The organism is Mycobacterium sp. (assembly GCF_035314665.1).
GTDB lineage: Bacteria > Actinomycetota > Actinomycetes > Mycobacteriales > Mycobacteriaceae > Mycobacterium.
The window spans coordinates 1-12,513 of record NZ_DATFZD010000050.1; the positions used below are offsets into that span (position 1 = coordinate 1).

General features: G+C 63.5%; 13 protein-coding genes. 8 read left to right on the top strand and 5 right to left on the bottom strand.

The genetic code is table 11. From position 1 onward, the window contains the following. The coding region (locus VKI00_RS03725; RefSeq protein WP_324435496.1) for an enoyl-CoA hydratase/isomerase family protein at window positions 1–1,002 on the top strand (1,002 nt) is incomplete at its 5' end. A gap of 13 nt (window positions 1,003–1,015) precedes the next feature. Then, the gene (locus tag VKI00_RS03730; protein WP_324435498.1) at window positions 1,016–1,798 is read left to right on the top strand and encodes an enoyl-CoA hydratase; all 783 of its coding nucleotides are present in this window, start codon (window positions 1,016–1,018) and stop codon (window positions 1,796–1,798) included. Window positions 1,799–1,917: 119 nt separating this feature from the next. Here the strand turns inward: VKI00_RS03730 and VKI00_RS03740 are convergent, their stop codons facing one another. Further along, window positions 1,918–2,997, bottom strand: coding sequence for a LuxR C-terminal-related transcriptional regulator (locus tag VKI00_RS03740; protein ID WP_324435500.1), 1,080 nt, complete (start codon window positions 2,995–2,997; stop codon window positions 1,918–1,920). Between the two features lie 15 nt (window positions 2,998–3,012). Continuing rightward, window positions 3,013–4,017 (bottom strand): helix-turn-helix transcriptional regulator, encoded by a 1,005-nt coding sequence (locus VKI00_RS03745; protein WP_324435502.1) that lies wholly within the window; start codon window positions 4,015–4,017, stop codon window positions 3,013–3,015. Window positions 4,018–4,373: 356 nt separating this feature from the next. Here VKI00_RS03745 and VKI00_RS03750 point away from each other — a divergent pair, with 356 nt between their 5' ends. The 6 genes from VKI00_RS03750 (at window position 4,374) to VKI00_RS03775 (ending at window position 10,668) form a co-directional block, all read left to right on the top strand. Beyond that, window positions 4,374–5,351: a quinone oxidoreductase family protein gene (locus VKI00_RS03750; RefSeq protein WP_324435504.1), complete on the top strand. Its 978-nt coding sequence runs from the start codon at window positions 4,374–4,376 to the stop codon at window positions 5,349–5,351. A gap of 45 nt (window positions 5,352–5,396) precedes the next feature. Further along, window positions 5,397–6,188, top strand: a complete 792-nt coding sequence (locus VKI00_RS03755; RefSeq protein ID WP_324435518.1) for an enoyl-CoA hydratase/isomerase family protein — start codon at window positions 5,397–5,399, stop codon at window positions 6,186–6,188. Window positions 6,189–6,311: 123 nt separating this feature from the next. Next, window positions 6,312–8,015 (top strand): AMP-binding protein, encoded by a 1,704-nt coding sequence (locus tag VKI00_RS03760; protein ID WP_324435506.1) that lies wholly within the window; start codon window positions 6,312–6,314, stop codon window positions 8,013–8,015. Further along, complete coding sequence (locus VKI00_RS03765) at window positions 8,015–9,208, top strand: acyl-CoA dehydrogenase family protein (RefSeq protein WP_324435508.1); 1,194 nt, start codon at window positions 8,015–8,017, stop codon at window positions 9,206–9,208. Before VKI00_RS03760 ends, VKI00_RS03765 begins: the two co-directional genes overlap by 1 nt. A gap of 22 nt (window positions 9,209–9,230) precedes the next feature. Then, window positions 9,231–9,977, top strand: a complete 747-nt coding sequence (locus VKI00_RS03770; RefSeq protein ID WP_324435520.1) for a CoA transferase subunit A — start codon at window positions 9,231–9,233, stop codon at window positions 9,975–9,977. A 49-nt stretch (window positions 9,978–10,026) separates the two neighbouring features. Then, the gene (locus VKI00_RS03775; protein ID WP_324435510.1) at window positions 10,027–10,668 is read left to right on the top strand and encodes a 3-oxoacid CoA-transferase subunit B; all 642 of its coding nucleotides are present in this window, start codon (window positions 10,027–10,029) and stop codon (window positions 10,666–10,668) included. 30 nt (window positions 10,669–10,698) lie between these two features. Here the strand turns inward: VKI00_RS03775 and VKI00_RS03780 are convergent, their stop codons facing one another. The 3 genes from VKI00_RS03780 to VKI00_RS03790 form a co-directional block, all read right to left on the bottom strand. After that, entirely contained in the window at window positions 10,699–11,469 is a 771-nt protein-coding gene (locus VKI00_RS03780) for a FadR/GntR family transcriptional regulator (protein ID WP_324435512.1), read from the bottom strand. Between the two features lie 163 nt (window positions 11,470–11,632). Continuing rightward, the gene (locus VKI00_RS03785; protein WP_324435514.1) at window positions 11,633–12,091 is read right to left on the bottom strand and encodes a MaoC family dehydratase; all 459 of its coding nucleotides are present in this window, start codon (window positions 12,089–12,091) and stop codon (window positions 11,633–11,635) included. 36 nt (window positions 12,092–12,127) lie between these two features. Continuing rightward, the coding region (locus VKI00_RS03790; RefSeq protein WP_324435516.1) for an SDR family oxidoreductase at window positions 12,128–12,513 on the bottom strand (386 nt) is incomplete at its 5' end.

Genomic DNA, 12,513 nt, shown 5'->3' on the forward strand with positions numbered 1-12,513 from the left:
GAAGACGGTGTCGGTTTTGTGACGCTTAATCGGCCCAAGGCGATCAACTCGCTGAACCAGGGCATGGTCGATGAGCTGCGCGCTGTTCTGGCCGGCTGGGAGCGCGACGCCGCGGTCGGTGCGGTGGTGCTCTCGGGCGCCGGGGAGCGCGGCCTGTGCGCCGGCGGCGACCTGGTGGCCATCTATCACAGCGCTCGCGCCGACGGGGTCGCGGCGCGGCGGTTCTGGCGCGACGAGTATCTGCTCAACGGCCAGATCGGCCGCTTCGGTAAGACGTATGTGTCGTTGATGGACGGCATCGTGATGGGCGGCGGCGTGGGTGTGGGCGCACACGCCGACACCCGGGTGGTGACCGATACGTCCAAGCTGGCCATGCCCGAGGTCGGTATCGGCTTCATCCCCGACGTCGGCGGCGCTTATCTGCTCTCGCGCGCACCGGGTTCGCTGGGTTTGCATGCGGCGCTGACCGGTGCGCCGTTCTCCGGCGCCGACGCCATCGCACTGGGATTCGCCGACCACTTTGTTCCGCACGACAAACTCGACGCTTTCAGCCAGGCCATCGTCGCCGACGGCGTCGAGGCCGCACTGGCCGCCCATGCCGTCGAGCCGCCGCCGAGTAACCTTGCAGCGCAACGTGAATGGATTGACCAGTGCTATGCTGGTGACACCGTCGCCGATATCGTCGCCGCATTGCGCGGCCATGACGCCGGGCCGGCCAACGACGCCGCCAACCTGATCGCCACCCGCTCCCCCGTCGCGTTGTCGGTGACGCTGAAGGCGGTGCGCCGTGCGGCCAAGTTGGACACGCTGGAAGATGTTCTGACCCAAGACTATCGGGTGTCCTGCGCGTCGCTGCGTTCCCACGATCTGGTGGAGGGCATCCGGGCCCAGCTGGTCGACAAGGACCGCAATCCGAAATGGTCGCCGGCATCGCTGGGGCAGGTGAGCGCGGCCGACGTCGATGCCTACTTCGCACCGGTCGCCGACGATCTGACGTTCTAGAAAGGCAGCTCCAGTGACTGACAAGGCTTACGAAACCATCCTGGTCGAGCGCGACGCGCGGGTCGGCACCATCACGCTGAACCGGCCCAAGGCGCTCAACGCGCTCAACAGTCAGGTGATGCATGAAGTCACCACCGCGGCAGCAGAATTCGACAACGATCCCGGCATCGGTGCGATCATCATCACCGGTTCGGCGAAAGCATTCGCCGCCGGCGCCGACATCAAGGAGATGTCGCAGCTGGGGTTCGCCGACGTCTTCGACGGCGACTTCTTCGCCCCCTGGGCCAAGCTGGCCGCCGTCCGCACACCGACGATCGCCGCGGTCGCCGGGTACGCCCTGGGTGGGGGCTGCGAACTGGCGATGATGTGCGACCTGCTGATCGCCGCCGACACAGCGAAATTCGGCCAACCAGAAATCAAACTCGGCGTGCTGCCCGGCATGGGCGGTTCACAGCGGCTGACCCGGGCGATCGGCAAGGCCAAGGCCATGGACCTGATTCTGACCGGCCGCACCATCGACGCCGCCGAGGCCGAACGCAGCGGGCTGGTATCGCGGGTGGTGCCCGCCGACGACTTGCTCACCGAGGCCAAGGCCGTCGCCACCACCATCTCGCAGATGTCGCGGTCGGCGAGCCGGATGGCCAAGGAGGCGGTCAACCGCGCGTTCGAATCCACCTTGGCCGAAGGGCTGCTCTACGAACGACGGCTGTTCCACTCCGCGTTCGCCACCGACGACCAGACCGAAGGAATGGCAGCGTTCATCGAAAAACGGGCCCCCAACTTCACCCACCGCTAACGAGGCTGTAATAGCCGAGCCGGCGATCGCCCGCTGGAAATCAGAAGTAACGCGGGAAACGGCCGTAGTCGGGATCGCGCTTCTCGAGAAAGGCGTCGCGACCCTCGACGGCTTCATCGCTACCGGCTGCGACGGCGCGGGCTTCTGGCCTCATCCAGGTAAAGTGCGATCGCCTCTGACCGGTTGATGGCCCCGATCTTGCGAAGGATCCTTTTCACGTGTGTCTTGACCGTTTCCACGGTAATGACGAGTTCGTCAGCGATCTCGGCGTTGGAGGCTCCCAGGACCAGCCTTTCGAACACCTGACGCTCGCGATCCGACAACGTGGCCGCCAATGCGGAATCTGCCGCTACCGTTGGTGGCTCGACCCGGGTGTCGTCTTCGGTATCAAAGCTGATGGCCGCCGCGGCGATGCGGTCTGCTTCCTCGGTCAGCCTCGCTGCCGCGCGGGCGATCGAGGTCCGCTGTTGCTGCACGCGTTCGGTATTCAGCATCCGCTCATGAAGCAGCGAATAGGCTGAGGCGAACGCGTCGAACACATCGACGTCGCCGTCAGAGATGCCGTCGTCGCTGCGGCGCCCCACGTGGAGGAGCGCGACCACACGCGATTTCGCTACGACGGGGGCCACGATGTAGTGCGCGCTGCCGAGCAACTCGCCGTAGCCAGGCGAAGGGGGCACGTCGGCCTCATCCGTCCGGACGGTGTCCCGATGGCGAATACATCTCCGCTCCGGTGCACAGTCGCGACGCGCGATCACGGTGGGGCCGCCCAGGCCATGGTCGGATTCCTCGACGACAAATCCGTCGTCTTCGACGAACGACAACAACGCGCTGTCAAAGCCAAGCACGTCACACAGTTCGGTACAGGCTTGACGGCCGAGTCCTTGTAACGACCCGGCTTTCTTCATGCGACGGATGCCATCGGTCAAAGACCGGACCACATCCGCGCGCTCACCTCCCCTCACCTGGCGCGCTTCGACTTGCGCCTGCAGAAAGTCCGTCAGCAGGCTTTGTCCGGTCGTTGACCCGGCGTCGTCGCTGGCACAACGTTCGCGGGTCACCAGTCGCTCGGTAGTGGCGGCCGATATCGCGATGGCCTCGTCGAGACTCGTCGCGTCACCCGATCGGGAGATCCCGAACGCGTCACATAGCTGTTTGTTGAGGTCGTTGAGTCGGGTCACCATCGCGCGGGTGTTCATAGTGACGTCCCGTCGTCAAGCACTAGCAATGCCGGCGTAGGTCGCGACTGCCGCTGCCCTGCTGGATGTATTGAGCTTCTTCGCAATGTGTTTCAGATGGGACTTCACTGTCCCTTCCGAGATCACAAGGCATCGGGCGATCTGACCATTGGTGGCTCCCGTCGCTACATGCGACATGATTTCGCGTTCGCGAGAGGTCAATTCGGCGACGGTGGGTTGGTCGCGATGGCCAAAAGCATCGTGCCGAAGGACCGCGCCCGGCAATGACCACAGCTCCGGGCGGGGTGACCTGCCGAGCAGTTCGTCCACATTGGCGCACAAATTATCGACTTCCAGCCGCTGTTGCGCAGCCTTCTCTTCGAGTGCCGCGCTCTCGAACGCTACCGACAGACACTCGGCGAAGGCCTGTAATTGTTCGAGATGATCCATCGTCACTATCCCGTGGGGTTCGGGGCGGTCGGCGTGCAGAATTCCGATTGCCCTGCCCTGAACGGTGATTGGTGCGCCGATATAGCCGAAGCAACCGGAGACCTCCATGATGTCCTTGAACACGCGTTTGTCGTCCATGGGCGACGGTGCGAAGACCCCGCAGCGCTTGCGGACGAGTTCTGTCTCCAGCGGAGCGTCCGCCAGCTGAATCTGTCGGTCAGTTATGTACTCGAGGAGCGATCGCGAATGCGGATCGGCCCCTTCGTCTTCGATATACGCGTACTGGGGTAGCCACAACGAACCCCGCACGGTGGAAATCATGGTCCGCGCATAAGCAAACTCCCGGCTCAAAACCTCACCGGCGGCGTAAATCATCCTGCGCGGCGGAAGACCGCGTAGGTAGCCCAGCGCGTGACGGATTTCCGACATGGATTTGACCCGGCGAGCCAGATCGTGGTCGAGGAGTTCGCACTGCACCCTCAGGATCGAGATCAATATTTCGGCCGTTGTCGCCCAGTCGTCGCTCGGCTCCGATGGCAGCGCGATGCGTTGCTCGAGTCGTTGCCTGAGGTTGGCCAGCTGGTGCCCCAACGCAGTGGGCGTCAGATCGGGAGGCGACACTTTGAGATGGTCGGCGGCGGCTGCGACAGTTGCCTCCGCACGCGCCACCACCGCGGGATCGTCCGCAATGGCAGCTATGGGCGCTCGCGATACCATCGCCCACTCCTCTCTTCGTCTCCTGAGCCGGCCGTTCCGCCGATTGGTCATACCATTGGACCGAAGTATAGGCCCATGTAACGCGCACCACAACGAATTGGCAAACATGGACTTCATCACAGTGTCCGCAGTCCAGCGGACCGGAATGGCCGTCCAGCTAGTCCGACTCCGGCTTGGCTTGTGCGCAAACTTGGGCAATGGTCTAATGGTCAGGCCATAGGAGGTGGAGTTTGCACGCTGTGATCATGCAGGAGTTCGGGACCGCCGCAGTGTTGCGTCCCGGCGAATTCCCCGGGCCCGCCACAAGGCCGGGATGGGTAACCGTAGCGCTACGCGCCAGCGCGCTGAACTGGCATGACGTTCTGGTTCGCCAAGGTCGCTACGGCTCACCGTTGCCGCACATAATCGGCGCCGACGGCGCTGGCGTGCGCACCGACACGGGCGAGGAAGTGGTGATTCTCCCTTCGCTGAACTGGGGCGACCGCGAGGAAGCACCAGGCAGCCGTTGGGAGATTCTGGGCGACCACACCCCTGGGACTTATGCCGAGCTGGTCAGCGTGCCCGCCGAGTGCGTGGCACCCAAGCCTCGTGGTTTGAATTGGGCCGAGGCCGCCGCGCTGCCGTTGGTCGGTTTGACGACATACCGCGCTTTGTTTGTCCGCGGACGGCTACAACGAGGTGAATCGATGCTGGTGGTCGGCGCCGGCGGCGGAATTGCCACGATGGCGATTGCCCTCGCGGCCGCTGCCGGGGCCAGCATCTCGGTGACCTCCTCCGCAGTCGAGACCATCGAGCGCGCGGTTGCCGCGGGGGCCCGCGATGGCGTGCTGCACAGCGAACAGGGTTGGCCGGAGCAGGCTCGCGCCACGTCGCCAGACCACGGGTTTGATCTGGTCCTCGACCCCGTCGGCCGCTGGAGCGAGTCGGTGCGCGCACTGCGTCCCGGCGGACGGCTGGTCGTGCTCGGCGCGAACGCCGCACAGACCGCCTCCATGGACATTCGCAGCTTCTATTTCGGTCAGTTCGATCTGCTGGGAACAACTATGGGCAGCGGCAGGGACTTCGCCGACCTGCTCCAGATGATCGATCGGTGCTCGGTGCGCCCGCCGGCGATTGACCGCGAGTTCCCGCTAGACCGAGCAGCCGAAGCCCACGAATACCTCGAACATGGGCGCACCTTCGGCAAATGCGTATTGACACACAACTAGCGGGCAATTGGACCTAGGAGGCACGGAGTGACCGAGGAAGCCGAACTGGTCACCTATCGGCTCGAAGCCGCCACCCCGGAAGGCGATGCCTTGGCGGCCTATCTGACGCTGAATGACCCCGCGCGACGCAACGCCTTGTCGGACGCGCTGCTCGATCAGCTGAGCACATCACTGCAACGCGCGGCAGCCGACCCGAGGGTGAGAGTGGTCGTCCTGACATCCTCTCACCCACGGATATTTTCCTCCGGTGGCAACCTTGACGCCTTCGCCGACGACCGCGCGACGATCGTTAAATACGCTGGCCTCGACCGATTCCCTACCCTCTTCCGCACCCTTACCGGAATTGAAAAGCCGGTAATCTGCGCGGCTAGCGGTGACGTGCTTGCTGGCGCGCTCGGCATCGCGCTGGCCTGTGATCTCATCATCGCCAAAGAATCGATACGACTTGGCTGCCCGGAGATCAACGTCGGCGCCTTCCCCTTCATGATCTCGGCATTGATCTTCCGCGCCACGGGCCGACTGATCGCCAACGAACTCATGATGACCGGCCGCCTAATCACCGCCGCGGAGGCCGCCGCCGCCGGGTTGGTCAACAGGGTAGTACCCGACGTTGAGTTCGACGACGCTCTGCGTCAGTGGATCGCTGACGTCGCCGGCAAATCACCGTTGCTGCTCGGTATGGGCAAGAAGGCGCTGGCAGCGACCCGCGACATGCCACTGGAATCGGCGCTGGACTACCTGCAAGCCCAGCTGGCCTTGGCCTTCACCACCAACGATCTGGCCGAAGGGGTGCTGGCCTTCAAGGAGAAGCGCTCCCCCCACTGGCGCAACACCTGAAGATCTATATGTCGGGAAGAGTCCTTGCCGTTTCGGTCTGACCATTCTATGATTCGAAGAATTATGCCTCCGGGGCAACCCGCTGCCCGGAGGGCGGGATCCCGAGAACCGAGGAATTGCGCGATGAAGCCAAGCCCGTACACCGACCGCTACAGCCCGCAGGAAATCGACCACTACTACAAGTCGGGAATCTGGGCGACCGACACCTTCCATGACCTGTTGGTTCGGCGCGTCCAACAAAGCCCCGACAAGGTTTTCGCGACCGACGGGACGAGATCGCTGACCTACCGAGAGCTCTTCGACGCTGGCCAACGGCTGGCCGTCGGCCTCCACCGGCAGGGCCTGCGACGCGGTGACACCGCCGCCGTCCAGCTGCCCAACTGGGTCGAATTCATCCAGACGCTGACCGCACTGTCGCGACTTGGCGTCGTCATGGTCCCGATCATGCCCATTTATCGGCGCGACGACGTTAGCTATGTCCTCTCGAATGCCGGCGTACGAGCGGTGTTCACGCCTGGAAACTTTGGAAAATTCGACTATTTAAACATGTATCTCGGCATGCGCAATGAGCATCCAGAACTCACGATCGTCGTTGCCAGGCCCGACAGTGCCGCCGAAGAAGTCGCCGATGCCGATGCCGGTGTATTCACCCTGCAGCAGTTGGAGGCCGACGCCGACGGCGACAGCGCCCGCCAGGAACTCGACGCTTCGCCCAATCCCGATGAGCCGTTCGTCATCGTCTACACCTCTGGCACCACCTCACGGCCGAAAGGATGCGTGCACACGTTCAACACGTACTGTGCGGGATCGCGCGCGCTGATCGGGCCATTCGGCTACACCGACGCCGATGTCCAGTTCGGCCCCTCTCCGATAGCCCACACGACCGGGCTGGTCACCAGCGTGTTGCTGCCCATGCTGACGGGGGCCTCGACACATCTCATGGCCAAGTGGGATCCGGCCCGCGGCATCGACGAGATTCAGCGCTTTGGCTGCACGGCAGCGGTCACGGCGCCAACCTTCCTGCACACCTTGTTGTCGGAGTACAACGCCGAACGCCACGATCTAGCCACGCTGCGGTTGTGGACATGCGCGGGCGCGCCCATCCCTGCCGCAGTCGTCAAGCACGCCAGCGCGGCACTTCCCAACATCAAGGTCCTCAGCCTCTATGGGCGTAGCGAAAACTTGGTCACCACAACGTGCTCCGTCACCGACCACGTTTCGCGCGCCCTGACGTCGGACGGCACAGCGATGCCGGGTGCGGAGGTCAAGATCGTCGATGACAAAGGTAACGAAGTGCCCCGCGGCACCGAAGGCGACATCGCCTACCGCGGCCCCGCCCACATGATCGAATACCTTGCAAACCCTCAAGAAACCGCAGCACTTTTCACCAATGAAGGCTTTTCCAGGTCGGGCGATCTGGGGACGATGACCGACGACGGATACGTGCGGGTCACCGGCCGAACCAAAGACATCGTTATTCGCGGCGGGATGAACATCAGCGTTCGCGAGATTGAGGAGCACCTGGCGCACCACCCTGCGTTGCAGGCGTTCTCGGTGGTGGGGATGCCCGACGAAAAGCTCGGCGAGAGGGTGTGCTGCTATGTGGTCGCCAAGCCGGGAAACGACCCGCCGACGGTGGACGGGCTCCGCGAGTTCTTGCTCGGCGAGGGCATGCCCATCCAAAAGACACCTGAGCGCGTCGTCACCCTTGACTCGTTGCCGATGACCGCAACTGGCAAAGTCCTGAAACACGAGTTGCGCAAAGACATCGAACAACGTCTCAAAGAAGAAGGCGCGCATACCCAGCACGCGGCGGGCGCTCCCTGATGGAATTGAAAGACAGCCCCGCCGAAGCTGAATTCCGTGCACAGGCGCGGACGTGGTTACACAACACCGTGCCTCAGTTGGGCGGGCCCGAACCAGCACGTCTCGAGGACAAGCTCGACTACTGGCGGACGTGGCAGCGCTTGCTTTACGACGCCGGATATGCCGGGCTGTCGTGGCCAACGCAATACGGTGGCGGCGGCGCCGACGCGAAGCTGCGCGCGATCTTCAACGAGGAACTCGATCGAGCCGGTGCACCTGAGCGGCTCAACATCATTGGCGAGGATTTCGCAGGACCGACGATCATCGAGTTCGGTACGCCGGCCCAGCAGCAACGCTTTCTTCAACCGATCCTGACCGGTGATGAGATCTGGTGCCAGTTGTTCTCCGAACCGGAGGCCGGTTCGGACCTGGCGTCCTTGCGCACCACCGCCACCAAGGTGGACGGCGGCTGGCGGATCCAGGGACAGAAAATCTGGACAAGCCGCGCACAGTTGGCGGCGCACGCGATCCTGCTCGCCCGCACGGGCGGCGGACCCCGTCACCGCGGGATCACGTATTTCCTACTCAAGATGGACAGTCCGGGCGTCGAGGTCCGTCCGCTGGCACACATGCTGGGAGAGGCCGAGTTCAACGAAGTATTTCTCGACGAGGTCTTCATCCCTGATGACTGCGTCCTCGGTGAAGTGGACGGCGGCTGGCGGGTCGCGATGGGCACCCTGGCGTTCGAGCGGGTGGCCATTGCCACAGGCCGGGTGAACACCACCGGCGCCGTCGACCATTTGATCCGCCAGATCGCCTGTCGTACAAAAGATGACGGCACACCGCTGGGAGCCGACCCGCTGGTGCGACAACGGATCGCGGATCTGTACGGACGGGCGCTCGTGCACTACCTGATCGGGCAGCGGGTGATCACCGCAGCCACCGGGGACGGTCCACCGGGTCCGGTGACTTCGATTGGGAAACTGTTCTTTTGCCCGCTGGTCGAGGACATTGCCGATTTCGGGCTGGAGCTCGATGAGATGGATGGGCAGTTCGCGCTCGCCGAGAAGACTGCGGCTGATTCGTCATCTGCCGACAGCCAGCGGTGGCTGCGCCTTGCCTATCAGGCTCGGGGTACTGCCATCGCGGGCGGCTCCACGTTCATCCAGCGCAACATCGTCGCCGAGCGCATCCTCGGCATGCCCAAGAGCTGAAGTCGCGAGGAGGCTTGTGACGATGGATAAGGTCGTGGCAACGACGGCGGAAGCCGTTGCCGACGTGACGGACGGGTCGTCGCTGGCGGTCGGCGGCTTCGGGCTGTGCGGCATCCCCCAGGCGCTGATCGCGGCGGTGCTGGGGCTCGGGGTCCGCGATCTGGAGACGGTCTCGAACAACTTGGGCGTGGACGGTATCGGCTTAGGAGTGTTGTTGCAACACAAGCGGATCCGGCGCACAATCAACTCTTACGTCGGGGAGAACAAGGAATTCGCCCGCCAATACATGAGCGGTGAGCTTGAGCTGGAGCTAACCCCACAGGGCACATTGGCCGAGCGACTGCGCGCCGGCGGCGCCGGGATACCCGCCTTCTACACCCCCACGGGAGTTGGGACACAGGTGGCCGACGGGGGTCTAGCGTGGCGCTACCACGCAGACGGTACTGTGGCCGTTGCCTCGCCGCCGAAGGAAACCCGCGAATTCGACGGTGTCGCTTACGTATTGGAACGAGCCATCCGCACTGACTTCGCACTGGTGCACGCTTTCAAAGGTGACAGGCACGGCAACCTCGTCTATCACGCGGCCGCCGCCAACTTCAATCCAGACTGCGCCGTGGCGGGCCGGATCACTATCGCCCAAGTTGAGCAGCTCGTCGAACCAGGTGAAATCGACCCCGCCCACGTGCACACCCCGGGGATCTACGTGCACCGGGTGGTCCATGTACCCAACCCGGTGAAGCAGATTGAGAAAGAGACCGTGCGGCCATGAGTGCGCCGACGACGACGCCGAGCGAAGCGATGACGAGGAGTGGCACAGTATGAGCTGGAGCCGAGACGAGTTGGCGGCGCGGGTCGCCGCCGAACTGCGCGACGGGCAGTACGTCAACCTCGGCATCGGGTTACCTACCTTGATTCCGAGCCACATCCCCGCCGACATCACCGTCGTATTGCATTCAGAAAACGGGATTCTTGGTGTCGGACCATACCCGCGGCGCCAAGACCTCGACGCCGACTTGATCAACGCCGGTAAGGAGACGGTCACCACGTTGCCGGGTGCGGCGTTCTTCTGCTCGTCGTCCTCGTTCGGGATCATCCGCGGCCGACACCTGGACATCGCGGTGCTCGGCGCCATGCAGGTCTCGGCCGCCGGCGACCTGGCCAACTGGACCATCCCCGGCAAGATGATCAAGGGCATGGGCGGGGCGATGGACCTGGTGCACGGCGTGGAAAAGGTTTTCGTGATGATGGAACACACCGCCAAGGATGGCAGCGCGAAGATCGTCGAGCACTGCACGCTGCCGCTGACCGGCAAGCACTGTGTGAGCCGAATCTTCACCGACCTTGCCGTCATCGACGTCGCCGACGACGGTCTGCACCTGATCGAGACCGCGCCCGGTGTCAGTGTCGACGAAGTTATCGCGAAAACTGAACCACGCCTTGCACTTTCTGCAGTGGCGTGACGCCGACAAGTTCAGGCCACCGCCTGAGCTTTAGTCGTCGACGGCGATTTCCTCACGTTTGTCCACGGCCAGTGCGGCCTTTGCGTAGCTGTGCACATGGCGACGCATGCGCCGACCGGCCGCTTCGGCGTCGCGGCTGCGGATTGCGGCGGTGATCGACCGATGCGCGCGCCCGGTGACTGCTCGCACGTTGTCATCGACGAACGCCGCATTCTCGGTTCCGGCGTAGATGGCATGCGACAACGCGGTCATGAAGCCAATCAACAGTTCGTTGTGACTGGCCATCGCCACCCCCACATGCCAGTCAAGGTTGGCCTGCAGAAACGCCGCTAGGTCCGCATCGGGATCGGCGATGGCTTCATTGGCACGGTCCAGCGATTCCAGATCGTCATCAGTCCGTTTGCGGGCGGCCGACTCGGCGCAGAACGGCTCCAACGCCTCACGCGTTTCCATCAGATCCGCCAGCTTGATCTTCTGGCCTCGGATCAGCATGCTCACCGAGCTTGCCATTCCGTTTGTCGTCGGTCGCTGGACGAATGCCCCACCGGCTCGGCCCGCCCGGACCCGAACGAGGTTCTGCACCTCGAGGATGCGTAACGCCTCTCGCACCGTAGCTCGGCTCATCTGTGTCTGTTTGACCAGCTCACGCTCCGCCGGAAGCGCCGTACCCTCAGTCAGCTCGCCGGAAAGGATCCGCTCACGAAGTTCGCGGGCTAACACGTCGGACGCTTTGGGAACGTCCACCGGCTTGAGTAACACGCTTGAACGTGTTGGGGCCGAGCCCGTCGCGCCTGGTTCCATCGTCCCTCCGCCCTTCCAAGCTTCGGCATAAAGGTAAGACCTATTATATGGTTATTTTATTACCCGACGCCGCTGAATGCAGTCAGCCACGACATATTCACGGTGTACGGCACGTCACAGAGCATTCACACCGGCTCTCTTTGGCCACACCGTACGGATTGGGCTAAAAAACCATTCGCGCAATCAGCTCCGCCACAGCGGCCGGCTTCTGAGAACCGTCTAGCTCGACCATGTGCCGCACGGTGAGGTCAACCGTGGTGTCGTCCACCTTGGCGGCGTCGACAAGCTCAGATCGAACGCGGACGCGGCCGCGGGCCGGAACCGGCGCGAGGAAGCGCACCCTGTTGAGCCCATAGTTGATGCCCATCTTCGCGTTTTCGACACGGTAGTTGTCTTTGCTGAGTGCGGGGATCAGGGAAAGCGTCAGGAATCCGTGGGCAATTGTTCCCCCGTAGGGAGTTTCGGCGCTCGCGCGGTCCGGATCGACGTGGATCCATTGATGATCCCCCGTGACATCGGCGAACGCGTCGATGCGCTTCTGGTCGACGACCGTCCAGTCGCTGACGCCCAATTCCTGGCCGATCAGCTGCACGGCCTCATCGATAGACCCGATCACCTTCATGGACTGCCCTTCCCGTTTCTGTGCTGTGCGCGGTGGCTAGACGCTGCGCGCGGCCTTGGCCTCCGCCGACGCTGCTTTGCTGCGCTCCCGCGCGTTCTCCCAATCCACATCGCTCATCGCAGTCAGACCGGCGAACGTATTGGGTCCGGCCAGTCGTTGGCCACCATCCATTGCGATGGTTTCCCCGGTCAGGTAGTCGCACGCGTCGGAGAACGCGAAGATCGTCAGGTTCGCCAGCTCGTCGATCGTCCCCGGGCGGCCCAGGGGTATCTGCTCTGATTGCGTGGCACCGACCGAGCTCTTATCGGTGGGATTGAGCATTTCCCAGGCGTACTCGGTCGGAATCGGACCGGGCGCAAAGGCATTGAGACGAATGCCGTAGCGGCCCCACTCGACCGCCAACGACATCGTCATCGCGTGCA

Coding starts and splice junctions, on each gene's coding strand:
- VKI00_RS03740 (WP_324435500.1), bottom strand. CDS start 2,997: ATGAACACCCGCGCGATGGTGACCCGACTCAACGACCTCAACAAACAG.
- VKI00_RS03760 (WP_324435506.1), top strand. CDS start 6,312: ATGAAGCCAAGCCCGTACACCGACCGCTACAGCCCGCAGGAAATCGAC.
- VKI00_RS03765 (WP_324435508.1), top strand. CDS start 8,015: ATGGAATTGAAAGACAGCCCCGCCGAAGCTGAATTCCGTGCACAGGCG.
- VKI00_RS03770 (WP_324435520.1), top strand. CDS start 9,231: ATGGATAAGGTCGTGGCAACGACGGCGGAAGCCGTTGCCGACGTGACG.
- VKI00_RS03775 (WP_324435510.1), top strand. CDS start 10,027: ATGAGCTGGAGCCGAGACGAGTTGGCGGCGCGGGTCGCCGCCGAACTG.
- VKI00_RS03780 (WP_324435512.1), bottom strand. CDS start 11,469: ATGGAACCAGGCGCGACGGGCTCGGCCCCAACACGTTCAAGCGTGTTA.
- VKI00_RS03785 (WP_324435514.1), bottom strand. CDS start 12,091: ATGAAGGTGATCGGGTCTATCGATGAGGCCGTGCAGCTGATCGGCCAG.